The organism is Ruegeria sp. AB6 (assembly GCF_056542685.1).
The window spans coordinates 23,081-49,756 of sequence record NZ_JBQGAD010000013.1; the positions used below are offsets into that span (position 1 = coordinate 23,081).

26 protein-coding genes are annotated in these 26,676 nt (G+C 56.5%); 4 read left to right on the forward strand and 22 right to left on the reverse strand.

All coding sequences use genetic code 11. The annotated features are described in order from the left end of the window. Positions 1–96: 96 nt before the first annotated feature. The 9 genes from petA to ACR0DB_RS19800 form a co-directional block, all read right to left on the reverse strand. On the reverse strand, positions 97–645 hold the full coding sequence (gene petA, locus ACR0DB_RS19760) for a ubiquinol-cytochrome c reductase iron-sulfur subunit (RefSeq protein ID WP_050605700.1): 549 nt from the start codon (positions 643–645) through the stop codon (positions 97–99). A gap of 325 nt (positions 646–970) precedes the next feature. Beyond that, complete coding sequence (locus ACR0DB_RS19765; protein ID WP_170417934.1) at positions 971–1,249, reverse strand: DUF2933 domain-containing protein; 279 nt, start codon at positions 1,247–1,249, stop codon at positions 971–973. Further along, complete coding sequence (locus ACR0DB_RS19770) at positions 1,246–2,580, reverse strand: APC family permease (RefSeq protein ID WP_255612171.1); 1,335 nt, start codon at positions 2,578–2,580, stop codon at positions 1,246–1,248. The genes ACR0DB_RS19765 and ACR0DB_RS19770 overlap by 4 nt, the downstream gene beginning before the upstream one ends. Next, positions 2,577–4,862 carry a copper-transporting P-type ATPase gene (locus ACR0DB_RS19775; RefSeq protein ID WP_170418025.1) on the reverse strand — a complete coding sequence of 762 codons (2,286 nt, stop codon included), beginning with the start codon at positions 4,860–4,862 and terminating at the stop codon, positions 2,577–2,579. Before ACR0DB_RS19775 ends, ACR0DB_RS19770 begins: the two co-directional genes overlap by 4 nt. A gap of 132 nt (positions 4,863–4,994) precedes the next feature. Further along, positions 4,995–6,044 (reverse strand): YncE family protein, encoded by a 1,050-nt coding sequence (locus ACR0DB_RS19780; RefSeq protein WP_170417931.1) that lies wholly within the window; start codon positions 6,042–6,044, stop codon positions 4,995–4,997. A gap of 132 nt (positions 6,045–6,176) precedes the next feature. Beyond that, positions 6,177–6,536: a hypothetical protein gene (locus ACR0DB_RS19785; RefSeq protein ID WP_152460765.1), complete on the reverse strand. Its 360-nt coding sequence runs from the start codon at positions 6,534–6,536 to the stop codon at positions 6,177–6,179. Between the two features lie 84 nt (positions 6,537–6,620). Then, positions 6,621–6,989, reverse strand: coding sequence for a hypothetical protein (locus tag ACR0DB_RS19790; RefSeq protein ID WP_157054266.1), 369 nt, complete (start codon positions 6,987–6,989; stop codon positions 6,621–6,623). Then, complete coding sequence (locus ACR0DB_RS19795) at positions 6,986–7,708, reverse strand: TVP38/TMEM64 family protein (RefSeq protein WP_331252139.1); 723 nt, start codon at positions 7,706–7,708, stop codon at positions 6,986–6,988. The genes ACR0DB_RS19790 and ACR0DB_RS19795 overlap by 4 nt, the downstream gene beginning before the upstream one ends. A 251-nt stretch (positions 7,709–7,959) precedes the next feature. Further along, positions 7,960–8,475 (reverse strand): EF-hand domain-containing protein, encoded by a 516-nt coding sequence (locus tag ACR0DB_RS19800; RefSeq protein WP_170417928.1) that lies wholly within the window; start codon positions 8,473–8,475, stop codon positions 7,960–7,962. A gap of 172 nt (positions 8,476–8,647) precedes the next feature. Between ACR0DB_RS19800 and ACR0DB_RS19805 the strand changes: the two genes are divergently transcribed. After that, the gene (locus tag ACR0DB_RS19805; RefSeq protein WP_170417925.1) at positions 8,648–9,373 is read left to right on the forward strand and encodes a response regulator; all 726 of its coding nucleotides are present in this window, start codon (positions 8,648–8,650) and stop codon (positions 9,371–9,373) included. After that, a complete protein-coding gene (locus ACR0DB_RS19810; protein WP_237217564.1) occupies positions 9,337–10,767 on the forward strand; it encodes an ATP-binding protein in 1,431 nt (476 codons plus the stop codon). The genes ACR0DB_RS19805 and ACR0DB_RS19810 overlap by 37 nt, the downstream gene beginning before the upstream one ends. A 73-nt stretch (positions 10,768–10,840) precedes the next feature. On the opposite strand, the gene ACR0DB_RS19815 is transcribed toward ACR0DB_RS19810, so the two are convergent. From ACR0DB_RS19815 to ACR0DB_RS19830, 4 genes are all read right to left on the reverse strand, one after another. Then, the gene (locus tag ACR0DB_RS19815) at positions 10,841–11,461 is read right to left on the reverse strand and encodes a class I SAM-dependent methyltransferase (RefSeq protein ID WP_170417923.1); all 621 of its coding nucleotides are present in this window, start codon (positions 11,459–11,461) and stop codon (positions 10,841–10,843) included. Between the two features lie 565 nt (positions 11,462–12,026). Continuing rightward, positions 12,027–12,368, reverse strand: coding sequence for a copper-binding protein (locus tag ACR0DB_RS19820; RefSeq protein ID WP_170417920.1), 342 nt, complete (start codon positions 12,366–12,368; stop codon positions 12,027–12,029). A gap of 29 nt (positions 12,369–12,397) precedes the next feature. After that, a complete protein-coding gene (locus tag ACR0DB_RS19825; RefSeq protein ID WP_170417917.1) occupies positions 12,398–15,577 on the reverse strand; it encodes an efflux RND transporter permease subunit in 3,180 nt (1,059 codons plus the stop codon). Then, a complete protein-coding gene (locus tag ACR0DB_RS19830; protein ID WP_170417912.1) occupies positions 15,574–17,769 on the reverse strand; it encodes an efflux RND transporter periplasmic adaptor subunit in 2,196 nt (731 codons plus the stop codon). Before ACR0DB_RS19830 ends, ACR0DB_RS19825 begins: the two co-directional genes overlap by 4 nt. A gap of 123 nt (positions 17,770–17,892) precedes the next feature. Here ACR0DB_RS19830 and ACR0DB_RS19835 point away from each other — a divergent pair, with 123 nt between their 5' ends. Continuing rightward, positions 17,893–18,084 (forward strand): hypothetical protein, encoded by a 192-nt coding sequence (locus ACR0DB_RS19835; protein WP_170608328.1) that lies wholly within the window; start codon positions 17,893–17,895, stop codon positions 18,082–18,084. Between the two features lie 302 nt (positions 18,085–18,386). On the opposite strand, the gene cueR is transcribed toward ACR0DB_RS19835, so the two are convergent. Together cueR and ACR0DB_RS19845 are read right to left on the reverse strand one after the other, a co-directional pair. Next, entirely contained in the window at positions 18,387–18,773 is a 387-nt protein-coding gene (cueR, locus tag ACR0DB_RS19840) for a Cu(I)-responsive transcriptional regulator (protein WP_152460772.1), read from the reverse strand. 15 nt (positions 18,774–18,788) lie between these two features. Further along, complete coding sequence (locus tag ACR0DB_RS19845) at positions 18,789–21,299, reverse strand: heavy metal translocating P-type ATPase (protein WP_170417908.1); 2,511 nt, start codon at positions 21,297–21,299, stop codon at positions 18,789–18,791. A 173-nt stretch (positions 21,300–21,472) separates the two neighbouring features. On the opposite strand from ACR0DB_RS19845, the gene ACR0DB_RS19850 reads away from it, so the two are divergent. Then, complete coding sequence (locus ACR0DB_RS19850) at positions 21,473–21,670, forward strand: heavy-metal-associated domain-containing protein (protein WP_170417905.1); 198 nt, start codon at positions 21,473–21,475, stop codon at positions 21,668–21,670. A 37-nt stretch (positions 21,671–21,707) separates the two neighbouring features. Here the strand turns inward: ACR0DB_RS19850 and ACR0DB_RS19855 are convergent, their stop codons facing one another. The 7 genes from ACR0DB_RS19855 to ACR0DB_RS19885 all read right to left on the reverse strand — a co-directional run bounded on the left by ACR0DB_RS19855 (position 21,708) and on the right by ACR0DB_RS19885 (position 26,645). Beyond that, positions 21,708–22,436 (reverse strand): DsbA family protein, encoded by a 729-nt coding sequence (locus tag ACR0DB_RS19855; protein ID WP_414478956.1) that lies wholly within the window; start codon positions 22,434–22,436, stop codon positions 21,708–21,710. A gap of 1 nt (position 22,437) precedes the next feature. After that, positions 22,438–22,911, reverse strand: a complete 474-nt coding sequence (locus ACR0DB_RS19860; protein WP_170418019.1) for a c-type cytochrome — start codon at positions 22,909–22,911, stop codon at positions 22,438–22,440. Beyond that, positions 22,911–24,281, reverse strand: a complete 1,371-nt coding sequence (locus ACR0DB_RS19865; protein WP_170417903.1) for a multicopper oxidase family protein — start codon at positions 24,279–24,281, stop codon at positions 22,911–22,913. The genes ACR0DB_RS19860 and ACR0DB_RS19865 overlap by 1 nt, the downstream gene beginning before the upstream one ends. A gap of 39 nt (positions 24,282–24,320) precedes the next feature. Beyond that, positions 24,321–25,220 (reverse strand): c-type cytochrome, encoded by a 900-nt coding sequence (locus ACR0DB_RS19870; RefSeq protein WP_170417899.1) that lies wholly within the window; start codon positions 25,218–25,220, stop codon positions 24,321–24,323. Between the two features lie 9 nt (positions 25,221–25,229). Next, positions 25,230–25,799, reverse strand: a complete 570-nt coding sequence (locus ACR0DB_RS19875) for a c-type cytochrome (protein WP_170417895.1) — start codon at positions 25,797–25,799, stop codon at positions 25,230–25,232. A 60-nt stretch (positions 25,800–25,859) separates the two neighbouring features. Further along, a complete protein-coding gene (locus tag ACR0DB_RS19880; RefSeq protein WP_170746572.1) occupies positions 25,860–26,012 on the reverse strand; it encodes a hypothetical protein in 153 nt (50 codons plus the stop codon). A gap of 183 nt (positions 26,013–26,195) precedes the next feature. After that, positions 26,196–26,645 (reverse strand): c-type cytochrome, encoded by a 450-nt coding sequence (locus tag ACR0DB_RS19885; protein WP_170417891.1) that lies wholly within the window; start codon positions 26,643–26,645, stop codon positions 26,196–26,198. Between the last annotated feature and the right edge of the window lie 31 nt (positions 26,646–26,676).

Below are 26,676 nucleotides of genomic sequence, written 5' to 3' on the forward strand. Positions count from 1 at the left end.
CCGCCACATAGCATCGCGGCGCTGATCGAGGGATATTCGAGGACTGACAAACGAACTTGGTGAGGCACGCGCCTCTGAACAAAGTTCACCGCGCCGTCACCCAATTTTGACCCGTGTGTCGGTGACGAACTCGTAAGGGGGCAGATCGAGGTTGCGGGGCGCGGGGCCTTTCCGAATTCTGCCAGACGTGTCGTAATGTGAACCGTGACACGGACAGAACCAACCGTCCCAGTCTCCGGTGGGTTCGCTGCCGCCCTGCCCGAGTGGTATGCATCCCAGATGGGTGCAAACGCCAATAACTACCAGCCATTCCGGTCGCTGTACGCGCTCGGCGTCAGGTTGCGGGTCGATCATTGGTGCATCGTCTTCTGCTATCGCCAGCGCGATCCGCTCTTTAGTCCGGTGGTCGATAAAGATCGGCTTGCCTTTCCATTTAACAGTGATCCTCGTTCCTGGTCCGACACCTTCAAGATCTATGTCGACAACGGCTTGGGCGGAGATGTCTGCACTGGGGTTCATGCTGTTAACAAGTGGCCAGACCGCCGCGCCCGTGGCCACGATGGCGGCACCGCCGGTGACGAAGTATAAGAAATCGCGCCGAGTTTCAGGCTCTGAAGGTGCCTGTCTTTCAGAAAATTCAGACATATTGTTCCTCCTGTGCGTCAGGACGGGTTCATCGAATGATAGGACTCGGACGAGGTGGATCAGTCGCCTTGGTCCTCTTCTTCACCGCGATGCCCCATTCCCTATTCATCAGAGTGATCTTCGTCGGTGTCACCGTGCAATGCCTTTACAGTTAGTGCACCGGCCGTCAGGTGCAGTTCAGTTGCTGCTCTCCGAATTGGATTTGCTAACATGGCAATTTCCCTTCCTTATTGGGTTACAAATTTGTTCTGATCAGTTGGCCGTTGCTGCTCCTTGTTGCGCAGTGTTCTTGCCGCAAAGCCGCCAGCCATACAGGGCGCCGTTCTCAGTGTTTGCCGTGGCCGCGATGCATTAAGAAATGCATGCCCACGCAGACCAGCAAGAACAGCAACGGAGAACTGAGCAAAGGATAGAGTGTCTCGCGGTATTCCCAGCCCAGAACAGCGGCGCCCAACGCGATCGCAATGACAACCGGGAGCCAATTACGCTTGGCACCGTTGGCCGTCTGATCTTCGGTTTTGGGCGCTTCGGCCGTTACGTCAGAGCTGACCCTTTCGGTCGTCTCCTGTGTGGCGCGGGTTTCGTCGAAATTTGATTGGGTCATAGCTGATTTGTCTCCTTTTCGATGATCCATTGTTTGAGAAAGATGCGCTCATAGACGAAGACCAAGCCGATGCCAGCAACGGCATATACTACGATCATCGGGTCGGAGCGCAGCTTGAGTATTGTGAACGCGGTCAGGACTACGCAGTCCAGCGCCAGGGCGGTCAGCAAGACCCATCCACGGGCTTTGATCTGACCGCGCAAGCGTCGCCAGACACCCCAATGCACCGCCATGTCCATCACCAGGTAAAAGAACGCCCCCAACGAGGCGATGCGAGACAGGTCGAACAACACCGCAAGCAGGCCCGCAATCACGACCGTGTAGATCAGCGTGTGAGACTGGATGCTGCCCGTCATGCCGAAATGGCTGTGCGGGATCATCTTCATGTCGGTCAGCATCGCCAGCATCCGGGACACAGCGAAAACGCTGGCGATCAGCCCCGAGGCCGTCGCCACCATCGCCAGCGCCACGGTCAGGTAGAACCCGCCCTGCCCCAGCACCGGCCTGGCAGCCTCGGCCAGGGCATAGTCCTGCGCCGCGCGGATTTGCTCGGGCGGCAGGCTGACACCGACGGCAAGGGCGACCAGCAGGTAGACCACCGCGCAGATCGCGATCGAGATCATGATGGTGCGCCCGACATTGCGGTGCGGGTCGACGATCTCGGCCCCGCTGTTGGTGATGGTGGTAAAGCCCTTGAAGGCGAGGATCGACAGGGCTACCGAGGCGACGAACCCCAGCGGCGCGGCCGGTTCCGAGCCCTGAACCTGCCAGGTTCCGCCCGCAGCCCAAAGTGCGGCGATGCCGAATATTGCGATCCCGCCTATCTTGAGCGCCGACATGATGATCGACCACAACCCCACCGACCGGTTGCCCGACCGGTTCACCGCATAGGCAAAGACGATCAGCGCAACAGCGACCAAAGACACCAGCGGTCCGCTCTCGATGTTGAACGGGCGGAGCGCATAGGTCGCGAAAGTACGCGCGACGAGGCTTTCGTTGATCACCATCGACAGTGCCATCAGCAGCGAGGCCGCCGCCGCAACCGCCCCGGGCCCATATGCCTTGGTCAGGATCATGGCGATGCCGCCTGATGAGGGCCAGGCGTTGGACATGGCGATATAGGTATAGGCGCTGAAAACCGTCACCACGGCCCCGACCACGAAGGACAGCGGAAACCATGGCCCCGCCAGCCCGGCGATCTGTCCGGTAAGTGCAAAGATCCCAGCGCCAATCATCACGCCGGTCCCCATGGCGACGGCTCCGGTCAGCGAGATTGATCCGGGCTTCAGCGCGCCACTGGCGCCGTGGGTACTATGCTCGTGCGTGCTCAAATCTTCGCCCCCCGCAATCGCAGCGCATTCAACACCACTGAAATCGATGAAGCACTCATAGCGAAGGCCGCAAACATCGGGCTGATCAGGATGCCGAAAAGCGGGAACAGAAGACCCGCCGCCACCGGAACGCCCGAGGCGTTGTAGATCAGGGCAAAGAATAGGTTTTGCCGGATATTGCGCATGGTAGCGCGGGCCAGCCTACGGGCGCGCACGATGCCATCAAGGCTTCCGTTGACCAGCGTGAAGCCTGCACTTTCGATCGCCACGTCGGCACCGGTCCCCATGGCGATGCCCACATCGGACTGCGCTAACGCGGGTGCGTCGTTCACTCCGTCACCCGCCATGGCGACCTTTGCGCCTTTCTCCTGCAGTTCGCGAATTATGCGGGCCTTGTCCTCGGGCAGTACGTCGGCTCGAATCTCATCGATACCCAGACGTTCGGCCACCGCCTTTGCAGTGCGTTCGTTGTCGCCAGTCGCCATGATGATCCGGAAACCCAGTTCGTGCAGCGCCTTGAGTGCGGCTGGTGTTGTTTCCTTGACCGGGTCGGCGACGCAGACCAACCCCGCCACTGAACCATCAAGCATCACGAACATCACCGTTTCGCCGTCATCCCGACGCGCATTGGCCTTGGCCGTCAGTTCGGCCGCCTCGAGTCCGAGATCGGTGACCAGTTTCAGATTGCCGAGCGCGACGGGGCGGCCATCCACCGTGCCTTTCACGCCTTTACCAGTCACCGCCTCGAAGTCACTGGCGTCGGACAGGGCTACGCCACGTTCCTCGGCTCCTGTGACGATTGCCTCAGCTAACGGGTGCTCCGAGCCCTTCTCCAGCGTTGCGGCCAGCCGCAGCACCTCGACCTCGTCATGGCCAGGTTCGGGTAATACAGCCACAAGCTTTGGCTTGCCCATGGTCAGCGTGCCAGTTTTGTCGACGATCAAAGTATCGATCTTCTCGAACCGCTCCAGCGCTTCGGCATTTTTGATCAGCACTCCGGCCTGCGCCCCGCGCCCCGTGGCCGTCATGATCGACATCGGAGTGGCCAGGCCAAGCGCGCACGGGCAAGCTATGATCAGTACCGACACCGCTGCGATCAAGGCGTAGGAGAGCGCCGGAGCCGGTCCCCAAATTGCCCATGCAATAAAGGCCAGCGCAGCTATACTTATGACCGCCGGTACAAACCAGCCCGCCACTTTGTCAGCGTATTTCTGAATTGGTGCGCGCGAGCGTTGCGCGTTGGCCACCATTTCGACAATCTGGGACAGCATTGTGTCAGAGCCCACTCGGGTTGCTTCGATCACAAGGCTACCGGTGCCGTTGATTGTGGCCCCTGTGACCGGCTCGCCTTGTACCTTTTCGACCGGAACCGGTTCGCCAGAGATCATGCTTTCGTCAACAGATGAGCGCCCTTCGAGTACAATGCCGTCTACTGGCACCTTGTCGCCGGGGCGTACGCGAAGGCGGTCACCTACCTGTACTTCTTCAAGCGGAATTTCCTCTTCACTGCTGTCAGGGCGGATAATGCGGGCGGTCTTTGCGGCCATGTCCAGCAAAGCGCGGATTGCCTTTCCTGTGCCTTCGCGTGCCCGCAGTTCCATCACCTGCCCGAGCAGAACAAGTGTAACGATAACTGCGGCCGCTTCGAAATAGACCCCAACATGGCCTTCTGAATCTCGAAAACCGTCCGGAAATATGTGGGGCATCAATACGGCGACAACGCTGAACAGCCACGCGGCCGAAACCCCCATGGCAATCAACGAGAACATGTTCAGGTTCATGGTGCGAAACGAATTCCACCCTCGTTCCAGAAATGGCCAACCGCACCAAAGAACAACCGGAGTGCCAAGTATCAGTTCAATCCATAGGGTTGTTCGCTCACCAAAAATCTCTCGCACACCAGACAGCCCAACGTAGGGGCCCATCGTGAAAACCAAAAGTGGAAGCGTCAGAATCGCACCTACCCATAGGCGCCGGGTGAAATCCACCAGTTCCGGGTTCGGCCCCTCGTCCACCATCGCCGCGCTTTCCAGCTCCAACCCCATGCCGCAGAGTGGACAGGACCCGGGATGGGTTTGCCGCACCTGCGGATGCATCGGGCAGGTATATACGGGTCCGTCATAGCCTGTCGGAACGATGTCATATTCACCGTTCTCGTCCGTCGCGCCATGATGCGCGGAATGGTGGTGATGCGCATGCGCATCCACCTCGCCCTCGGGCACAAGGTGCATCCCGCATTTGGGACAGTCGCCGGGCCCAGATTGACGCACGTCAGAATGCATGGGGCAGACGTAAGCGACCTCGGTCGGGCCGTTCGCGTGGATTCTGATGTCGTGGTCTTCTGTCATGTTCTGCTCCCTGGTTTAAGCTTTGGTCGTAGAGCCGTTTAATTACGCAATGCCGGGCACAGTCCTTCAGGGCAGAACAACCATCTGGTGGCCCTCACCCAGTATCGGCATTTCGGTAATAGCCGTCAGGCTGACTTGATCGACGATCCAGACCTTCGGTTCGGTTCGGCTTGATACCATCACTTTGCCTGAGTTCGGTATGGTCGTCAGGTGATAAGGTGCCGGTGACAGGTTGGTCGAGCGCTGTTTGCCCGTAGCAAGATCAATCGACAACAACCGGTCGGTGCCTTTGGCGGCCACGAACAGTACGCCCTCGCGGTCGGACAGGCCGATCCCGTGCAACTCGCCTCCAATGTCATAGGTTTCGGTGACAGAACCGCTGGCAAGATCTACGCGGAAGGCCTTGCCACCATCACTGTCGGCTACGAAGGCGGCGCTGCCGGTGGCGTTAAGTACAAGATGCTCAGGGCCTTCGCCGACGGGCATGTTGCGTACGACGAAGCCTTTGACGACATCCACTTCGCTAAGTGTACCATTGCCGGTATTGGTGACATAGACCCTGTCGCCGTCAGGCGCGAATACCGCATAGTTGGGCATTGGCCCGGTTGCTACGAAACCAAGGAAGCTGAGCTTATCGAGATCGACGATCGAAATACCGTCACCGCCCGGATGGGTCGCCACCGCGAACCGCCCGTCGGGCGACACCGCAGTGTGATGCACCGCACCTGGAACCTCGATCTGGCGGACGACCTCGCGTGTTTCCGCATCAAGGATCGTCAGCAGGCTCCGCCCCTTGTCTTTGGGCAACGCAGTGACATCGCGCTTGGCGTGGTGCGCAGCGTGTTCATCCTTGGACATACCTTCGGGTTTTGGTGGCGTTGTGGCCTCGGTTTCTGCGTAGCTGCCCGCGACCAGGTACTTAAAGCCGGGCGCGCCGGCCAGCCCATGGACCGCCACGAGCCTCGGCAGCCGCTCGACGGTCTTGCCGGTTTCGGAGTCGATCACCAGAACCGAGTCCGCGCTGCCTTCGGGAATGAACACGGTTGCCGCCAGCGTGAGCGAAGGCGCAGTCAAAGCTGCGACGGACAGGCCTGCGGCCAGATTGAACAGGGTCATTTAGGTTTCCTTTCGTCAACTGAAACGCGCGCATTGGCGGGCACGTGCAGAAAAATCCGGTAGATGACGGCCATCAGGAAGGGCGTCAAAAGCAGGGTCAGAGCGATGGCCTTCATGGCTTTGTCCTTTCAATCAGTTGAGTTTTGTGCGAGCCGCAAAGACATTGAACAGTCCGCCGAACAGCAACGCGGCGTACCAGCCGTAGAGAAACGCCCATAACAGTCCCAACAGGAATGAGGGCAGGCTGAGCCAAGTCATTCCGGGCATCAGGCCGATCCAAGCCCGGTACATGGCAAAACTTGGAAAGATCAGGTCAAAGGCCACGCACAGCAGGTAGGTTGCGGCCAGAAACAGGCTGAGCGCCCAGCCAAGGGTTGTCACCGGAACACCGGGATGATGTTCTTGTGTCCCCATCACACAGGGGCCACAGGTCAGGCGCAACAGTGCGAATAGCACCACGCCCGTGACGAAAAAGTACAGAATGGTAAGCATGGTAAGTGTCCTGAACTGAGTTGGGCCGCAATCAACGGCTTGGGCAAGACCCCGGAGCGATTCCGGAGCCATTGCCGGTCACGTTCAGGACAGGTTTGGCGGATGTGGTAGTGGTGCGACCGGCAGGCTTGCGCGTGGCCGGAACCGTTCTGGCGCCACGGGCGTAGCAATACGCATCGAGAGCAATTCAGGTGCCGCCATAACTGCCATCGCATAGCAGCCCGGGTGCACTGAGCAGTCTAATTCTTCTGATGGATGAGACGCGGGATACCCACCGCTGTCATCGATCACAAGCTCGGCCTGGGTGGCGGCCTTCGCGATGTCATGCCCGGCATGGGACGGCACAACAGAGATCAGCATCGAAACCACCAACGCACAGATCAACAGGACCTGCAGCCGGCCCATGGCTCGGGCCGTCCGTGTCGCAGTTGATATCCATTGTGCGCGGATCACTTAGGGTTTCCTCCATTCTCCAACAGTTTAGGGCCGCTTGGACCGGTCGCATTGATCTGGCTCAATTCGTGGTCTGAAGAGCCAACAGGCATCTTGCGTTTCCAAGCCAACCAGATAAGTGGCGCCCCCGTCAACAGCCCAAGCCCGATAACCGCAAGGCTGGTGCCGCCTGTCGCGGTTTCGGTAATCTGGCTGCCCAGATGGGCCAGAACGAAACTGGCCGGCAGGAGTCCAGCCAAGGTGGCCAGTGCGAACCGCCAAAATTGAAGTCGGGTCAGACCGGCGGCATAGCTGACCATGTCGAAAGAAACGAAAGGCATCAGGCGGCTGGTGAACACGGTCAACATCAGGGCATTCTGCGATCCAAGCAACCCCAAGTCCAGCTTGTCGCCGAACCACTGGCGCAGCGCGTCGCGCCCCAACCAACGGGCTATCAGGAACGCCAGCAGCGCCCCCAACTCCGCTCCGATAGCAACCAATGCGGTTCCCAGCCCATGCCCATATGCCACCCCGGCAGCGACAGCGATCGGAGCGCTGGGGATTGGGCTGGCAACCACTGCGGCTGTCATGAAGCCGATGATGACAACGGGTCCGAACGGGCCGGCCCAATCCACCCACGCAGTAATGACTTCGCGCGATAGTCCTGCGTCCAACGCGCCAGACAGCCACAACCAGATGGTGGCGATCAGCAACGCGATCAAAACCGCGATGAAAACCAAACGGCTATTGCTGTGCAGGCCCTCCAGCTTTCGTTCCTCCTATGACATAGCCCTCCACCCCTAAACGGGAGTGACGGATTCCGAGGTCACTTAGCGATGTATTTGATCAGCGCTACGATCGCCAGAACGATCAACACTGCGATCAGCAACATCCAGATCATTCCAAACCCCATTCCAGCGCCATAGCCCATCATCGCTTTGTTCCTCAGTGGTTTGTGCCGAGTGCGATGACCCGGCTACACGGTTGCGTTTCAGTTGTTGGTTTCAGAAGCCTTTGTCACAGGTTTCGAGGCCTTCATGCCGTGTTTCGGCGACATCGTCTTTGCGCCTTTCTCGATTTCCCCTGTGGTCACAACGCCATCGCCATTGGCATCAAGATGCTGAAATCGGTCCACCATGGTTTCGCGGATCATCCCGGAATGCAGCGCTTCGAACTCATCAATCGACAGGTTGCCATCTCCATTGACGTCATGCGCCTGCATCCGGGCCTTCAGACCTTCGGCGATCTCAGATTCGCTCGGGCGACCGTCCTCGTCCATGTCCAGAACCGCCAGCCAGTTGCCGCCCATCATCTGGCCATGCATTTTCACCATCATTTGCATCATGCCTGCGTGATCGCCCATCATGCCGCCGGGCGCACCCTGCATCATGCCGCCCTCATGGCCCTGCATCTGCGCGCTGCTGCCATGCTGACCGGCGGCAAGCGCGGGCAGCGCCATCAAAGTCGCGGCAATGGCTCCAGCGGCCAGCGTGAAGGTACGTTTCATGACTTTCACCTCTCGGGTTTTTGTTTCTACACAAAGCATATGGCCGCCCTCGGTCGCGCCACCACCCCCCTGCTCAACCCGGTTTGTATCGTTGTGTCGCAGCCCGCCCAACTGATACAAAGGGATACAAAAAAGCCGGGATTTGTACCGCGCCGGGGCTTATGATTGCGCCATGACTGAAGCACCACATATCTTGATTGTCGACGACCACCGCGAAATCCGTGATGCTGTCAGCCGCTATCTGGAAAAGAATGGGTTGCGCGCCAGTACCGCGCGCGACGCAACCGAGATGGACGCACGACTGGCGGCCGGTCGGATTGATCTTATCGTACTCGACATCATGATGCCGGGCGAAAACGGATTGTCGGTCTGTCGCCGCCTGTCCGCGGCCGGTGGCCCGCCGATCCTGATGCTGACAGCCCTCAGCGATGACACCGACCGTATCGTGGGTTTAGAGATCGGCGCCGATGACTACCTGCCCAAACCATTCAACCCACGTGAATTGCTGGCCCGGATCAAGGCGATCCTGCGGCGTTCCGAAACCACCGTCCCCCCGGCTGGCGATCTGAGCGGCAAACGGATCGCCTTTGGAAGCTGGGTTCTGGATGCCGACAGTCGCACCTTGATATCCGCCGAAGGGGCCGAAGAAAGTCTGACCACCGCCGATGTCCGGCTGCTGGCCGTATTCCTGCAGCGGCCCCGCAAACTCCTGTCGCGAGACGAACTGCTGGATTTGACCGCCGGCCGCAGCCCGCACTTGTTCGACCGTACGATCGACAACCAGGTCAGCCGCTTGCGTCGCAAGATCGAAGCTGACCCAACGCGGCCGAAGCTCATCACCACGATAAGAGGTGGCGGTTATTGCCTGTCGACCGACGTGAGCGAGCTTACGGGATGAAAGCCTTTGCCCAAAGTCTGCGCGGTCAGCTTATCCTTTTGATCATCGCCGCGCTGGCTGCCGCGCAACTGGTCAGCCTGTGGCTGTTCGTCGACGAACGCTCAATGGCAGTGCACATGGCCCTTGGCCTGGAAACCGCCGGACGCGCCGCAAACATCGCGCGGCTGATTGAAGAAGCTCCACCCGAGATGCACGACGCGATCCTGCGGGCGGCAAGTTCTCCACTGGTGCGTTTCAGCCTTACAGATACGCCCGCAGTCGATCACACCGGACATAGCGCTGGTGGGACGGTCGAAAACACAATCCGCAGAATTCTGCCAGGCTATGAAAACCGTCCCATCCGGGTAGAGTTGCATGAGTTCTCTCCCGATATGCTGCCGGTTGAAGGTGTTCCGTCTACAATGGCTGAAATGCACATGGCAATGATGCGTGATCACGTTTCCGCAATTGAAATGCAGCTGTCGATCGCTCTGACGACCGATCAATGGCTCAACGTGGATACCCGGTTCCATAACCCTCCTCTGCAATGGCCTTTGCAGTCCTTCGTCAGCTTCGGTTTCACTGCAACTTTAATTCTTGGAGCAGCCATTTGGTTTCTACTGACACGGCTGACCGGCCCGTTGCGCCGCCTGTCACTGGCTGCAGACCAGTTTGGTCGCGGTGAAGACGTCCAGGAACTGACGGTTTCTGGTCCGACCGAGGTGCGAGATTTGACGCAGGCGTTCAACCATATGCGTGATAGGCTGACTCGCTATGTTGCCGATCGGACCAGACTATTGGGGGCGCTGGGTCACGATTTGCGGTCGCCACTGACGGGATTGCGGGTTCGCGCCGAACTGGTGGAGGAAGAGGAGACCCGTGACCATCTGATCGAGACCATCGAGGAAATGCAGGAGATGGTGGACTCCACCCTGTCATTTGCCAAGGGCGTGGCCACGCGCGAACCTTCCAGTACCGTCCCAATTGGTGAATTCGTAACCAAAACGACCGAAGACATTGTGCAAGCCGGTGACACGGTTGAAGTATCGGTCGCAGACAATCCGGCCGTCACGCTTCGGCCGATGCTGATGAAGCGAGCTCTGCGCAATATCATTGAAAACGCCTGCCGGTATGGTGCCCGGGCCAACGTCTCAGTCATGCAAGAGGGGAATGAGGCAAAAATATTGATCCAGGATCAGGGGCCCGGCATCCCCGAGCATATGCTCGATGCGGTATTCGACCCATTCGTGCGGCTTGAAACATCCCGCTCGCGAGAGACTGGCGGAACCGGCTTGGGGCTGTCGATCGCACGTACGATCATCCAGTCGCACGGTGGCACGATAGAATTGCTAAACGGGGAAACTGGCGGCTTGTGCGCTAAGGTGGTTCTGCCAGTTTTTGAGGGCCAAACGTAACTTGTGAACACAATCGGCATGCCCCGAAAGCTTATTGGAAGCGTACCGCTTTGGGCCAGTTTCAGGTGTGGGCTCAAACGCAGCGGCGGAGAACACTGAACTGGAAAGACTGACTTTCCCCCCAAGAGGTTTGGTGCAGGTGATGGCGATGCGCGACGAGTTCAAAGTGTTCCTCAAAAAGCACGGCGATATCGCTCGGACTATAGCGGGCGACAGGGAGACCACTGCAAGTCTCCGGCCCATCAAGTGCAAACGTAGCAATGATCACATGGCCGCCAATTTTTACCCCTTTCTTCACGCTTTCCAGATAGGCCGCGCGTTGCGATGTATCCACGAGAAAGTGAAAAACCGCCCTATCATGCCAGACGTCATATCTGCGATCGGGGACCCAAGAAGTTATATCTGCAGAAATCCAAGTGACTGTTTCAGCGGCGCGCCCCAACCTTTCCCGGGCCGTGTCCAACGCGACCTGCGATAGATCGAGAACTGTCACGTCATGGAGCCCCTTCGCAAGCAACGCTCCAGCAAGACGAGATGTACCTCCACCAATGTCGATGACGGATGAAGGCTTAGACACTCTGATCAACTCGATGAGTTCAAGCGATATCTCTGGATCATCCTCGTGCCAACTCAATTGGGTGTCAAACTTCTCGCCATAGACATCGTCCCAGTGCTCTCTTGTGTTAGCTGTCATGTCGTATCGTTTTCCCAAGTCGTCGCCCTGGAGATATCCTCATTTTGACCGCTCCGCGCTGCGTTTTCGACTGAAGCAAAAACCAACAAGGCAACGCCCCAGACAATTCGACGCTGGTCCGTTGAATGGCCGCGTGAAGTCATCTCGGCGACAATGTAGTACACACATTCCAATTGTGAAATGTTTTAGGTGGGATTTGCTTGTCGGTCAGATTTCCACTGGGCTGCGCAAGTAGCTCCAGAATTTTGCGCAGTTTAACTGCAGTGGCGCGGGCCGGAGATACCGAAGCGTTGGCAGTTTGTGTACTGCTTGCCTGGATTGCTCTGTTCAATCAGTATAGCCGGAAGATTTTCTGAGCTTTGGAGCTTCAATCAGTCAACGAATTGCTTAAAGCGCCTTTAACCGACAATGGACTGATAACTTATGAGCAGAGCCACAGATCGTTGAAATACGATTTGGTTCTTGAGTGGCTCCTACTCCATTTCTCTTAGTTCATAGAATTTCCTACAGTCGTTGAAACGGCGAACAATCACATCATTGGTGAATAGCTGCCGCATCAACAGACTCAGTTTTTCATGATCGCGCCGATCGCATACATACCATCATCGCTTTTGACCAACATCAGTGTGACTTCGTCACCTGCGCTGATCTCACCCATCATCTGGGCATTCTCAAGAAGCTGCAAATCCATCGTCATCGCGGGCCACCCGATCTCGGGGATCGGATCATGGCTGACGTTAGCGGTTTCGTCGCCAATTGAGTTCACCAAAGCCTTTGCGTGGACCGCACCTTCCATCTGTTCGGAAGACATGGGCATGTTGGAATGGTCCATGCCGTGGTTCGTTTGCGCGATGCCGGATGTTGTAGACACGGCCAATAGGGCCAAAATTGCAGTCAAAGTTTTCATCAGATGCTCCTGTTTCAAGGTTGTGGGTATTATTCTGCCGGAAGCGCAGGGGGCACTTCCTGGATCGTGTGGGAGATCTCTCGGTTCACGCGATTGAGCGCGAGCCGTTTCCAAATCACGAATATTGCGGGAATGACAAAAAGCGTAAGAAGGGTCGCTGTCACCATGCCCCCAATCATCGGCGCAGCGATCCGCTGCATGATTTCAGAGCCTGTACCGGTGCCGTACATGATGGGTATCAGTGCTGCAAAGATCGTGGCTACAGTCATTACCTTCGGCCGAACCCGAAGAACGGCTCCTTCGAACACCGCGTCTTCGATATCGTCACGTGTCAGCTTTCGCTGTTCCGATTGCGCCAGCCCTCGACGTTTCTCCCAAGCAAGATTGAGGTACAACAACATGACAATCGCTGTTTCCACGGCAACTCCCGCCAGCGCGATGAAGCCCACGAGCACAGCAATTGAGATATCGAAGTTAAGATACCATAAGAACCAAACCCCACCTGCCAATGCGACCGGGAGCGCCGCAAGAATTATCCCGACCTCAATCACCCGATTGAACGCCAAGAAAAGCATGAGCGTGATAATTAGCAGGGTTGCAGGAGCAACGATCGTCAACCTGTCCTGCATTCTCTCTATGTACTCATACTGCCCTGACCAAGTCAGCGAGTAACCTGGAGGCAGGTCGACCTTTTCTGTAACCACCTCTTGTGCTTCGGCCACATAGCCGCCCAGGTCGCGCCCCGCGATGTCGATGAACACGAACCCAGTTCGTCGAGCGTTCTCTGATCGTATCATTCCCGGCCCGTCAACTATTCGAATATCGGCGAGAGCGGACAGTGGCACATGAGCACCCGACGGCGTGACGACAGGAAGATTTTCGAGCCGTTCCGGGCTGTCTCGCCATGCCTGAGGGTACCGAAGGTTTATAGGAAACCTCTCCAGCCCCTCCACAGATTCCGACACTTGCATACCGCCAATTGCGGTCTGCACTACGTCCTGAACTTCTCGAACACTCATCATGTATCGGGAGGCGGCATCTCGTTTGACGTCGATTTCGATGAAACGCCCGCCAACAGGTCGCTCTGCGTAGGCGGAAGCCGTTCCATCAATATCAGCGACCGCACGCTCTACTTCGATCCCTATATCTGTAATGACCTCCAAGTCGGTGCCGGATATTTTGACACCGACAGGAGTACGGATACCTGTCGCAAGCATATCGATGCGGTTCTTGATAGGTTGGATCCAAACATTTGTAACGCCCGGAACCTGAACGATACGATCGAGCTCATTCCGGATTTTCTCCATTGTCATGCCGGGGCGCCATTCTTCTTCCGGCTTGAGTTGGATTGTGGTCTCCACCATCGTTAGAGGTGCTGGATCGGTTGCAGTCTCCGCACGCCCAACTTTACCGTGAACAGTTTCGACTTCAGGCACGGTCGCGATCAGGCGGTTGGTCTGCTGCAGTACCTCACGGGCTTTTCCCGTCGAGATCCCGGGGTAGAAGCTCGGCATGTAGAGAAAATCACCTTCGTTCAACTCGGGCATGAATTCAGAGCCAATTCTCTGGTACGGGTACCACATGGACGTCACCAGAACGCCGGCCAACAGTGTTGTTGCCCATGGCCAGGCAATTGCCGCGTCCAGAAATGGGCGGTACACGAACACAACCAAGCGATTTAGCGGATTTTTTCGCTCCGGTAGAATACGCCCCCTTACAAAGTAACCCATCAAGACCGGAACCAGCGTTATCGAAAGGATGGCGGCTGCAGCCATGGCGTAGGTTTTGGTATAAGCGAGTGGCGAGAAGAGCCTACCTTCCTGATTTTCCAGAACGAAAACAGGCAAAAAACTAACCGTGATAATCGCCAGAGAATAAAAAAGGGCTGGTCCCACCTCAGAAGCGCACTCTTGCACAATCCGCCATCGGTTCTCTGCTGTGAGCTTTTCTTTTTCCAACCGCCTGTGCATCGCCTCGATCATCACAATCGATGCGTCGACCATCGCACCAATAGCGATGGCTATGCCGCCGAGCGACATGATGTTTGCGTTTACTCCTTGCGCCTTCATCAGAATAAATGCGGCAAAGATTCCCAGAGGGAGCGACAGAAGAATTACGAGGGATGACCGCAGATGAAGTAGAAAAGCCGCGCACACAAGAACAACGACAATGAATTCCTGCGTCAGTTTCTTCTGGAGGTTATCGATAGCACGCTCGATCACACCAGATCGGTCGTAGGTCGTTATGATTTCGACCCCCTCCGGCAGGTTTGAGCGCAACTCTTCGATGCGCGCCTCCACCGCTTTGATCGTTGCCAACGCATTCCCACCCCATCGCAGAATGACTACTCCACCAACCGCGTCTCCTTGCCCGTCGAGTTCTCCGACACCGCGCCGCATTTCCGGCCCCAGACGGATTTCAGCGACGTCTCCAAGCGTCAGAGCGGCGCCACGGTCGTTGACCATCAACGGCGCGCTTGCAAGGTCTGACAATTCGTCAATGTAGCCCGAGGACCTGACCATGAATTCGGCTTCCCCCATCTCAATGACGCTGCCGCCCGTCTCGCGGTTGGCCGCCTGAATAGCCGTCCTCAATTGTGCAAGTGTTATGTCATAGGCACGTAGTTTGTTTGGGTCGACGACGACCTGGTACTGTTTGACCATTCCGCCGATGGTGGCGACTTCTGAGACGCCTTCCACGGCTTGTAATTCGTATTTCAGAAACCAATCCTGCAGAGTCCTGAGCTGAGCCAGATCATGATTTCCGGTTCTGTCAACCAGCGCATACTGATAAATCCACCCGACCCCAGTCGCATCAGGGCCAAGTTGTGGTGACACGCCCTCAGGTAAGCTGCCGGTAATCTGGCCCAAGTATTCGAGCACACGCGACCGAGCCCAGTAGAGGTCCGTCCCGTCCTCAAAGACAACATATACAAAGCTGTCTCCAAAGAACGAGAACCCGCGAACGTCTTTTGCACCGGGTACGGCCAATAGGGCTGTCGCAAGTGGATATGTGATTTGGTTTTCGACAACTTGAGGCGCTTGCCCGGGATATGGCGTGCGAACAATTACCTGGACATCCGACAGATCCGGGATTGCATCAACCGGCGTCTCACGAATGGCCCAAATACCCGCAACTCCTATCATGAATGCGAGGGCCAAGATGACGAACCTGTTGGCGAGCGAAGAACGAATGATGGCCGTGATCACTGCGTAACACTCCCATCAAGCGCGACCTCTAACAGCGTCATCGAAAAGTCGGGATTGCGGCGAAGGATCAAAGAAACATCAATCCCTACAGGCAAGTTAGAAACCTCAATCCCCTCCGCAACCGGGAAATCCATGGTCATGCCCGGCATGCCGATCTCAGTCATCGGACCGTGTGTTACGTTCGCGGTACGCGCGTTCGGGTCGATACTGTTAATCCGGCCAGAAACCTGAAGTGGCGGTGCAATAGGCGTTGCCGCAGCCAACACCATTGTCATGCCATCTGCACGCGCGAAAGTCAGAGTCATTTCAGAACCGACTTCGAGCATGCTTGTGTCCAATGTAGGTTCTAATGGGAAATCCATGGTCATTCCGGGCATGCCAATCTCAGTCATCGGCCCGTGAGTGATGGTTGCCGTTCCCGCCTCAGCATTAACGAGGTTGATCGTGCCGGTGACTACAATCGGTGGAGCAGAAGGCGTGTCGGTTTCTTCGGGTTCAACGGAATCCGTCGGCGGCGAGCCCTCTTCGCGAATTGCCACAATCGAGAACATCCCCCCTTCTCCCTCAGCCAGATCAAACTCAATTGGCATGTCGATTGGCACGGTAGTGAGATCTACTCCTACAACAGGCAAATCCATTGTCATGGCGGCCCAACCGAGCTCGGGGATCGGTCCGTGCTCAAGCGTCAATTTGCCGTCTGAAGTGACGGCGCGCGCGATTCCGGCACCAGTTCCGGCAATACCATCGTCTGGTGCAAGCTCCATCAGGCTCAGAAGCCCATCCGCACCCCGTGCGATCACGAAAGCGACTGCGTCGCCTGCACTCAAGCTGTCGAGCGAAACACCAGACCTCACCGGAAACTGCGAAGTCATTGCGGGCCAATCGAGGCTTTCGAGAACATCGTGACGAACAGTTGCCATACGATTTTGGGCATCGAGTGAAACCAGGGTGCCTGCCCCGCGTGCTGGTTCGGTATCCGTTGGTGCCATTCGGGTGAAACCGGCGCTCAAAGCACTTTCACTGTCGATTAGAAACTGTGCGGATGCGACAACTTCCTCACCAGGTTCAAGCCCTTGCAGAACTTCTGTTCGACCCCCCTCGCCGAAACTGTCTCGAAGACCTGTAGTCACCAGTCTCGGGCGAAAAGTACCATCGCCTGTTTTTAAGATGACGCGTTCCGCCGAACCGGTACGAATTAACGCCTCTGATGGAACAGTGAGAACATTTCGGCTTTCATCCGGTATAAGGCTAACACTGCCAAACATGCCCGGCCGCAGCACGCCGTCGGTGTTATCGAAACTAAGCCTTACGGGAAGAGTTCGGGTTTGCGGATCAAGCTCAGGGTAAACATAGTCGATGTCGCCTTCGAAGGTGCGACCGGGTAGGTGCTCGAACCTTGCTATCGCGCGCATATCTTCCGACAAACGTGCAATATCTCGTTCAAATACATCAACGATCAGCCATACTTCAGAAAGATCGGTTACCGAAAAAGCAAGCGTGCCTGGCTGCAGGTACATGCCATCGGCGGCATTCAGAGCTATGACGACACCGTTTTGAGGTGCCTCAATTTCCACATTTCGAACCAACTCACCGCCCGCCTCAATCTCAGCAACCTGACGAGCGGACATACCGTGGCTGATCAACTTATTGCGCGCCGCGTCCAAAATCCGCGGGTCACCAGCTTCGACTGCGCGTACAAGATCGCCGGTCGCAGCTGCGATCAGTGGTGAAAAGAGTTCAAATAAAACTTGCCCCTTCTCAACGCGATCACCGACCGCTCGAACTTTCAGTTGCTCAATCCAACCTTCAACACGCGTATGAACGTGATTGGTCAGGTGTTCGTCAAAGCCGACGAAACCCACCGTTTCGATGCGAGGTTCGATATCAGTCATGCGTGCAACCGCAGTTCGCACACCAATTGCGTTGATTTCCGCAGCGCTCAGGGTGACTTCTTCAGGGTCGCCGGTAGGTTCCTGCCCAGAATAAACCGGGATCAAGTCCATACCCATCGGCGATTTTCCAGGTCCAGGCTGCCGAAAATTCGGATCCATCGGTGCTACCCAATAAAGGACCTCTGGTTCGTTCGACTGGCCCTGATCAATTGGATTCAGGTACAGTCTTTCAAGAAAGACACCTCCACCCAGGCCAATCGCCAAGGCAAGTACTGATAGTGCCGCATATCTTCCACGCATAATAATCTCCTGACGGTCGCAGTGCATGCTCGAACCGAAACAACATGAAAACCCGCGCTGACGGGCCTGTGGATGTTAGGAGATTTGTGGAGGACGATCGGGCGTCAGAGGCGCTTGAGAGTTGTGGATGTCGGAATCCATGTTACGGTTTTTCTGGCCAAAAGCTTCAGCCAAAACCGCAAGTCCTACGTGGGTCGGATATTCGCCAACACAACAGATACCGGAATGACATTCTCCGCTGTGATTTACGTGGCTATCCGTGTGGATTTGGCCAGTCGTCGGATGCAAACCGCTATGGTCGTGTTTGAAGTCTGATGACTTTGCAGCCATTGAAACGCCGTGAGGCTCAGAGGTGCTACTGTTTTTGACGTCACTGCTCGCGACCACAACAGTGCCGACGAAGGTCATCGCCAAGCAGACGCATGTCAGAAACGTCATTCGCAACACTGAGAAAAACTTCCACTTCATCCCGTGCAGTTAGGACGAACGTAACGAGTGTTCAAGCCAGTCGGAGGAAAAAACAGGTGAGTTGGTGCGCTGTATCGAAATGAAGCGGATTCCCGCGAATACACGTAACAAACTGCCAAAATAGGAGGCAGTTCATACGATGAGCGCATCTAAGTTTGGCCGAGGTTCTTCAGGATCGGGCAGTCGGGACGGTGGTCTCCGGCACATTCATCGATTAAATGAGACAGTGTAGCATGCATGGCCTTCAGGTCCGCGATCTTGGCATCTATTTCTTTTAGGTTCTGTTTGGCGATATCCTTCACGTCCGCGCTTGCGCGTTCTTTGTCCTCGTACAACGCCAGTAGTGAACGGCAATCCTCAATGGTAAAGCCCAATGAGCGGGCCCGCCCGATGAAGGCCAGTTTGTGCAGTTCCTTTTCGTCGAAATGTCGATACCCGTTCAGACTGCGCCTGGGTTTGATGAATCCGATATCCTCGTAATAACGGATGGTTTTGGCAGGCAGACCCGAACGTTCTGCTACATCTCCGATATTCACAGCGGTTCTCCTATTCTATTCAGCAGGCGCTGATCGCAGCGCCTGCTCTTCATTCTGCGAGATCTGTTCTCGCCCAACTTTGATCGGCTTAACCCAGCGCAACCGCAGCGCGTTGGTCAGGACAAATACACTGGACAGCGCCATGGCACCTGCAGCCAAAACCGGCGACAGCAACGGGCCGCCAAACGGATAGAGCACCCCCGCTGCAACCGGTATGAGCAGCGTGTTGTAGCTGAAAGCCCAGAACAGGTTTTGGCGGATGTTACGCATGGTGCGCTGACTAATATCGAAGGCGTTGACCACGCCTGTCAGGTCGCCTGACATCAGAACGACGTCAGCCGCCTCGATGGCGATGTCAGTGCCTGTCCCGATCGCAATTCCTACGTCAGCCGCCGCCAGAGCGGGGGCATCATTGATGCCATCACCCACAAAGGCCAGTTTTCCGCCATTTGAGCGCAGATCTTGCAACGCGGATACTTTACCCTCTGGCAGAACCTCGGCCACGACATGATCGATGCCAAGCTGCGCCGCGATGGATTTGGCTGTAGCGGTATTGTCGCCGGTAATCATCGCTACTTTCAGCCCCAGTCCGTGCAAAGCTTCAATTGCGTCTGGCGTGGTGGTCTTGATTGGGTCCGCCACGGCGATGACGGCTGCGATAACTCCGTCTACGGAGGCATAAAGTGGAGTCTTTCCGTTGATTGCGAGTTCAGCGCCCCGATCAGACAACGCGCCCATTTCAACCCCTTCGCGACTCATCAGGCGGTCGGCCCCGATCAGGATTGTATGGCCTTCGACTGAGGCGCTTACCCCGTAACCGGTGATCGACGTGAAGTCTTCTGGCTTCGAAAGCTCCAGACCACGGGTTTCAGCCGCGCGCACGATGGCCGTGGCGATCGGATGTTCGGATGTGACCTCAACGGCAGCAACAAGGCGCAGAACCTCATCCTCGGCCAATCCTTCGGCCACAATCAGGTCGGTCAGCTCCGGACGCCCTTCGGTCAAGGTCCCCGTCTTGTCCACCGCAACAACGGTGGTTTCCTGCAGCATTTGCAAGGCGTCGCCCTTTCGAAACAGGACACCCATCTCGGCCGCGCGGCCGGTGCCGACCATGATTGAGGTGGGTGTGGCCAACCCCATGGCGCAGGGGCAAGCAATGATCAGTACCGCAACCCCGGCTACCAACGCCAAGCTGAGCGCAGGATCGGGTCCGAACAACATCCAAACCAGCACAGTCATTACGGCCACAGCGATCACTACCGGCACGAACCACAGCGTGATGCGGTCAACCAAGCCTTGAATCGGAAGCTTGGCACCCTGTGCTTGTTCGACCATTTGAATGATCTGGGCCAACATAGTGTCTGCGCCGATCTTTTCAGCCCGGTACGTCAATGCGCCCGCGCCATTAACTGTTCCGCCGACCACAGTTGCGCCCTCGGTCTTTTCGGCAGGAACCGGCTCGCCGGTGATCATGCTTTCATCGACATATGACGCGCCGGTCACTACGGCACCATCCACCGCGATTTTTTCGCCCGGTCGAACGTGCACAATATCCCCTACAACGATCTGCTCGATCGGTAGCTCGACAACCGATCCGTCGCGCTCAACGCGCGCTGTTTTTGCCTGCAGACCGACCAGTTTTCGGATCGCTTCACCAGTTCGCCCCTTGGCGCGCGCCTCGAGGAACCTCCCCAGCAATATGAGAACCACGATCACCGCTGCGGCCTCGTAGTAGACGTTTGCGGTTCCGGCGGGAAGAACACCCGGCGCAAAGGTGGAAACAAGCGAGAACCCATAAGCCGCCGAAGTGCCCAGAGCCACCAGAGAATTCATGTCCGGCGCGCCTTTGAACAAGGAAGGGAATCCCTTAGTATAGAACTGCAAACCTGGCCCAAAAAGAACGATCGTGGTTAGAAGGAATTGCAGGTAATAGCTGTTCTGGATGCCGATCGTGCTCGCTATCAGGTGGTGCATGCCCGGAATAACATGCGAGCCCATTTCAAGGATAAAGACCGGCAAAGCGAGCAAGGCGGCAAAGCTTGTTCGCCGGGCCAATTGGCGAATCTCTTTGGCTTTGCGGTCTTGTGGTTCGGTCTGCGTCGCGGATCGCAGGCTCGCCGGATAGCCAGCAGATGCCGCAAGCGCCGCGATGGCTTCGGGTGTTGTGACTCCCTCAGCATAACGTACAGTTGCACTTTCGGTGGCCAGATTGACCGACGCGGACAAGACGCCATCATCTGCTTGCAATGCCCGTTCAACGCGCCCCACGCACGATGCGCAGGACATGTTCTGAATATCCAGCGTTACCTCTTCCGTCCGTGCCAGATATCCGGCGCTGTTTAACGCATCAGCAATGGCCGCTTTATCGGCTGGATCGCGGAAATCGACCTGAACGCTTTCGCTGGCGAGATTAACCGAAGCGGCATCTACCCCTGGCACATCTTTCAACGCGCGCTCAACCCGCCCTACGCAGGACGCACAGCTCATACCCTGAACTTGAAACCTTGCATGTGAAATTTCAGTCATATTGTCACCACCAATGTTCTGCTGACGGGAAACATAAGGGTTCCAGCAAGTGGAAGGTCAAGGGATGGGGCTGACTTTCTTTGCCACTAATTTTGACGATCCAATAATCACGACTTGACCTTCCTGTGCTGGAATACTTTAGCCGGGACGACGGAACACAGGAGCAAACATCCATGACGACCCTAAATATCCCGGATATGAGCTGCGGGCACTGCAAGTCAGCTATCGAAAAAGCCGTTGCCACGGTGGATTCCTCCGCACAGTTGGACTTTGACATGGAAAACCGCAGGGTACGTGTCTTAAGCACCAATTCACTTGATCATATCCTTGCAGCGCTGAAGTCCGAGGGATACGAAGCCACGATCGCATGATAAACTTAGGAGCGCACATGCTGTCGCCCCCTTGGTTCTATCTTGCGTCTCTGACTGCCACGATTAACCGGGTCATTTCATCTTCGGTGATCAGACCCGGGGCAAGCGCATCTCCAATCACAAACGAAGGAGTGCCACTGAAGCCAAGCTGTCGGGCCAATTCCATGGAAATCTGAATATGCGCGTCGACTTCCGGCGCTTCCATATCTGCGCGCAATTGATCCTCGTCCAGGCCAAGTTCCCGAACAACTTTCAGTACACTGGCCTCAGTGGCACGACCGTTCAGAGCCATAAGCGCCCAATGAAATTCTTCGTATTTTCCCTGGTTTCGTGAGGCCAGCGCAGCGCGTGCCGCGAAGTCGGAACCTTCTCCAAGTATGGGCCATTCTCGATAAACAATTCGCACATCGGAATCGCCCGCGATTACGTTCTTCACGACCGGGGCAGCGCGTTTGCAATATGGGCAGTTATAGTCGAAAAACTCGACCACGGTTACATCGCCTTCCGGGTTTCCGATTACAGGCGCATTCGGATCCTGTTCCAGCAATTCACGCTGATTTTCCAAGACGCTTCCAATTGCTTCGGCTTTTGCCTGATCCTCGCGCTGTTGAAGCAATTGAATCGCCTGCATGATGATCTCAGGGTTTTCCAAAATGGCTTCGAGAGCCAGCCGTTTTACATCGGAGTCAGACAGCTCGTCGGCGCGTGCCATAGGAATGCCAATCGACATGGCGATAGCGACTAAGCCTGCAAGTATTCGTTTCACATCAGTTTCCTTCCGTTTGTTCTGCTTCGGTGCGTTGCTCTTGCAGCTTGCGTTCCCGATCCGGCCAACTCTCCTTGATGAAGGCGAGGATGTCCCAGATATCCTGATCCGACAGAGTGTCCCCGAAGCCTGGCATGCCGCTTTTGACGTCAGCGACACCCATCTGTTTCAAAGTTTGGTCCCCGCCAAACTTTGTATAGTCGAACAACAGCTTGTCGCCGTGATGCCAGGTATGCCCGGTTCGGTCATGCGGGGGCGCCCGCAAGACGCCATCCGGATCAGGTGTTTGCCAATCCTGCTGACCCTCCAAATTTGCCCCGTGGCATGACGCGCAGTTTTCGGCGTACAAAACTGCACCACGTGCCGAATCCGCTGATGCACTGTTCTGCGCACGCCCACTCAGGCCCCAGCCAGCGACCGCGACAATGATCACTACAGCAGCCAGTGACACCCATTTCGCCGAACTCTTGTTCATCATGCCACGCTCAGCCAGGTCTTCATACCAGCGGCCTGATGCGACAGCATATGGCAATGAAACAGCCAATCCCCCGGGTTATCCGCAACGAACGCAATCTCCCGCTTTTCTATCCGGTCAACCAGGATTGTGTCCCGCAGCGGCCCTAGGTTGCCGTTTGGCAGAACTTCCTGAAAGTGCGTCCCGTGCAAGTGCATAGCGTGCGGAAAGACGGTGTCGTTCTGCATCTGAATCCGGACTATGTCGCCACGCGAAACGGCAGCAAGGGGGTTTTCAGGTAACCCGGCGACACCGTTGAATGTCCAGATCTGCCCTTCCTGAACCAATTCATTGGTGCTCATGACCTGGCCGTTAAAAGTGCCTTGACGCAGTCCGCCCATCGCCCCGCCTTCCATCACTAATGGGATTGTCAAAGCGTCAGAAACATCTTCGAGAAAGGAAACAGGGTTGGGTGGCAGGGCTTCTATTGCACCGCGGTTTGCGGATGCACCGCTTCCCGAAACCGGGATTTCAGCAATGACAAACGATTCATCGCGTTCGTGAAGAGTTATTTGAACGGCTTCGTTCGATTCCGCTGTGACATCAACAATTAAGTCTGCTCGCTGTGCAGGCCCAAAAACAAGGGTTTCAAAATCCTCTGGCTGCCTTACAGGCATGCCATCATAAGCGACCAGTTTCCCGTTTGCGCCACCTACTGAGACATACATGATCCGATCAGTTGCCACGTTGACCATTCGAAGTCGCAAACGCTGGTTTGTCAGAACTTCTGTCATGGGCGATATGTGTGCGTGAACGTAGTTTCCCATTCGGCCTGCATGCGTCCAGTCATGCATCGCGCCGAAATCATCGACGATTTGGGCGTCCTGACCCAACCTCCAGTCATCCAGCAGGATCGTAATGTCATGATCCGTGTCCGGCGGGTCCATTTCGTCGACGATGAACGCGCCGTAAAGGCCCCTGGCCACTTGTTCCGTTGACTGGTTATGAGAGTGGTACCAGAAGGTTCCTGCATCCTTCAGAGGCAAGTCATACTGAAACTCGCCGCTTGTTGGTACAGCCTCCTGTGTAAGACCCGGCACCCCATCCATGTTGTTTGGAACCCGCAGTCCATGCCAATGGATTGCCGTAGGCTGAGGCAGTGAGTTCAGGAGTGTCCGGCGAACCGTTTCGCCCTGCCGGGCACGAATTTCGGGGCCCGGAACACCGCCATCATATCCCCATATCTCGGTTTCAGGATAGCTGTCGGGGGCAACACGTGCCAATCCTGAACGCGCCTCGATTATTCGGGGGGCGGTAGCCGCCCTCCCGATAGTCGGCACTGCGATTAGTGCCGACGTGCCTGCAACGAATTGCCTGCGATTGAGCTTCATGAGGACTTCCCTCCAAAGAAAATTTGATCTCTCACTCGATTACCCCCCGTCGTGCACATCCAGCAGATAGGTCGCCATTGCCTTCCGGTCTTCGTCTGTCAGAAAGCTGGTGCCATAGTTTACGACCTCTCCCATGGCGCCGCCGAAGACATCGCCATCAGGCATGACGCCGGTGCGCAACGCGTAGGCCAAATCATCTACCGTCCAACCACGCTTTTGCAGGGTCTCAAAGTCGATGGCCGGTGCCTTGTCACCGCCCGGCAGAGAGTCACTTCCCTTGAAGTGTTCCGTGTCCGAATTTCTTGCGCCAGCCAGGTTCCTCCCGGTGTGGCAGGCCGCACAATGTGTGGCACCTTCGACCAGTAGCCGGCCCCGGTTCCACACTTCGTCATTGCCCGGCACGGGATCAGTGCGGGGTGGTTCCAGAAAAGCCGCGCGCCACAGCTTCAGGCCCCATCTCTGATTGAAGGGGAACGCCATTTCCTGTTCTTTTGACGGTTCCGCTACCGGTGGAACTGTTTGCCATGCGGCCCAGAGATCGGCGATGTCCTGATCCGTGAAATTGGCATAGAATGGATAAGGAAAGGCCGGGTAATAGGGTTGTCCGCCGGGTGATACGCCTTGACGCACCGCGCGGGCGAACTCCTCGATTGTCCAATCACCGATCCCGTGATCGGGATCTGTGGTCAGGTTCGGCGAAAAGAGCGTGCCGAACGGGGTATCCAACTCCACCCCACCGGCCAAGGCCGCGCCCCCTTTGGCAAAATCTGTGTGGCAAGCGATACAACCACTTGCCCTTGCCAGATACGCCCCGCGGTTAACGTCACCCTGAATGTCGAGAGCTTGTAAGGGCTGGCCAATCGGCCAAGCCATCACAGCAACAAGTCCCGCTGACGCCGCTACGGCGGCAGCAAGGCCCAATCGGAATATCGGTCTCATGACGCATTCCTATTCCGACCGAAATTGCGTGTGACACGCCGAGCATGTCTGGCTCAGCATCATGAACACACCATCTGCCGGCATTTCAGAAAGTTGTGCCTGGTTTGGACTGCCGCCCATCATTCCGGCACCCATCATAGAACCGCCACCCATCATGGATGCGCCGCCCATCATGCCCGAACCATGGCCCGACCCGGACATCATCAACCCGTTGTCCGCCGCAAGCACAAGGCCTTCAGAGTAGGATTCCAACTGCCTGGCTAACTCTGCAAATGAACCCCAATCCTGCCAGATCTCCGATTTGGCCTCCGAGGGTTTGCCATCAGATCCCTCTGGAAACAGCTTTGTCATGCTCTCGCCAGCGTGACGCCCGATTTTCTTGGCCTCGCTTCGTACCGTTTGCGCATTGTAGGGCGTTTTCCCCTGCATCATCGGCGTAAGGATCTTCATGCTGTCCTTCATCGCGGACATACCATCCATGCGTTCTTTGACGATGCCGGTTGCGCCACCATGCGCCAGGGCGGCGGCTGCAAACAGAGAAACCAGGGCAACGCCTGTGGTCATTTTCAGAATGTTCATTGTTTTGTCCTTGTCGTCTGCTTCGACGCGCCCAGGTTGAGCGCAATTCGACTGGTCAGATCAGGACACGCGGCGGTGGTGGGTCAAACGCCGCGATACCGAGAACCCGGTATTGGGCTCGAGGGATCGAGTATCTTTGTTCAGTATCTTGGGGGCCAGGCGGTGGTGGACCCATCGAAAATAGACCAACAGCGTTGCAAATCGTTCCGCCATGACAATGTCCGGGATGACCCTGCTTGACATGCTCAACGTCCGCGGAGTCCGTTTGGTCAATCACGTGCTGAGAACCACTGCCATGTGCATGAGCAGAATCGGCCGTCACAAGCAGCCCGCCAATGGTCAGCACCATTGACAGTATGATGTAACGAATTGCACTGCCCATTCGGCTCGTCACCTTCAGAAAATCCCGTTTTCCTGCTGCAGCTCTCTGATATACGCCACGATGCCCTTCACATCCGCACGGGTCAAGCCATCGACCGGCGGCATATTGCCGAACTTCCAATGGTGTGCCCGAACTCCATTCTGGACTGCCACATAAAATGACTCGTCCGAATGGTGGCTTGGTTCATAGATTTTATGCACCAAAGGTGGTGCAAGGCCTTCCAGACCTGTTGCATTCGCGCCATGGCACGCCGAGCATTTGGCGTCGAATGCCACTTTGCCGACGGCCGCAAATTCGCTTAGCTGGTCCGGCAGAGTGACGTTTTCGATTGGGTCTCCTTGCTCCAGTGCTGACGTATCGGGCGGCGTCATCGAGTGACCTGTTGGTTGCTGATTTAAGTTGTAGACGAACGCGGCGGCGCCTGCGATCACTACTCCGCCGATCAAGAGTGTAAGTTTATCCATCTCTGTTCTTCACATGATTGTCAGTTCTTAG

Coding starts and splice junctions, on each gene's coding strand:
- petA (WP_050605700.1), bottom strand. CDS start 645: ATGTCTGAATTTTCTGAAAGACAGGCACCTTCAGAGCCTGAAACTCGG.
- ACR0DB_RS19765 (WP_170417934.1), bottom strand. CDS start 1,249: ATGACCCAATCAAATTTCGACGAAACCCGCGCCACACAGGAGACGACC.
- ACR0DB_RS19775 (WP_170418025.1), bottom strand. CDS start 4,862: ATGCATTCTGACGTGCGTCAATCTGGGCCCGGCGACTGTCCCAAATGC.
- ACR0DB_RS19780 (WP_170417931.1), bottom strand. CDS start 6,044: ATGACCCTGTTCAATCTGGCCGCAGGCCTGTCCGTCGCAGCTTTGACT.
- ACR0DB_RS19785 (WP_152460765.1), bottom strand. CDS start 6,536: ATGCTTACCATTCTGTACTTTTTCGTCACGGGCGTGGTGCTATTCGCA.
- ACR0DB_RS19800 (WP_170417928.1), bottom strand. CDS start 8,475: ATGAAACGTACCTTCACGCTGGCCGCTGGAGCCATTGCCGCGACTTTG.
- ACR0DB_RS19805 (WP_170417925.1), top strand. CDS start 8,648: ATGACTGAAGCACCACATATCTTGATTGTCGACGACCACCGCGAAATC.
- ACR0DB_RS19815 (WP_170417923.1), bottom strand. CDS start 11,461: ATGACAGCTAACACAAGAGAGCACTGGGACGATGTCTATGGCGAGAAG.
- ACR0DB_RS19820 (WP_170417920.1), bottom strand. CDS start 12,368: ATGAAAACTTTGACTGCAATTTTGGCCCTATTGGCCGTGTCTACAACA.
- ACR0DB_RS19830 (WP_170417912.1), bottom strand. CDS start 17,769: ATGCGTGGAAGATATGCGGCACTATCAGTACTTGCCTTGGCGATTGGC.
- ACR0DB_RS19845 (WP_170417908.1), bottom strand. CDS start 21,299: ATGACTGAAATTTCACATGCAAGGTTTCAAGTTCAGGGTATGAGCTGT.
- ACR0DB_RS19850 (WP_170417905.1), top strand. CDS start 21,473: ATGACGACCCTAAATATCCCGGATATGAGCTGCGGGCACTGCAAGTCA.
- ACR0DB_RS19860 (WP_170418019.1), bottom strand. CDS start 22,911: ATGAACAAGAGTTCGGCGAAATGGGTGTCACTGGCTGCTGTAGTGATC.
- ACR0DB_RS19865 (WP_170417903.1), bottom strand. CDS start 24,281: ATGAAGCTCAATCGCAGGCAATTCGTTGCAGGCACGTCGGCACTAATC.
- ACR0DB_RS19870 (WP_170417899.1), bottom strand. CDS start 25,220: ATGAGACCGATATTCCGATTGGGCCTTGCTGCCGCCGTAGCGGCGTCA.
- ACR0DB_RS19875 (WP_170417895.1), bottom strand. CDS start 25,799: ATGAACATTCTGAAAATGACCACAGGCGTTGCCCTGGTTTCTCTGTTT.
- ACR0DB_RS19880 (WP_170746572.1), bottom strand. CDS start 26,012: ATGGCGGAACGATTTGCAACGCTGTTGGTCTATTTTCGATGGGTCCAC.
- ACR0DB_RS19885 (WP_170417891.1), bottom strand. CDS start 26,645: ATGGATAAACTTACACTCTTGATCGGCGGAGTAGTGATCGCAGGCGCC.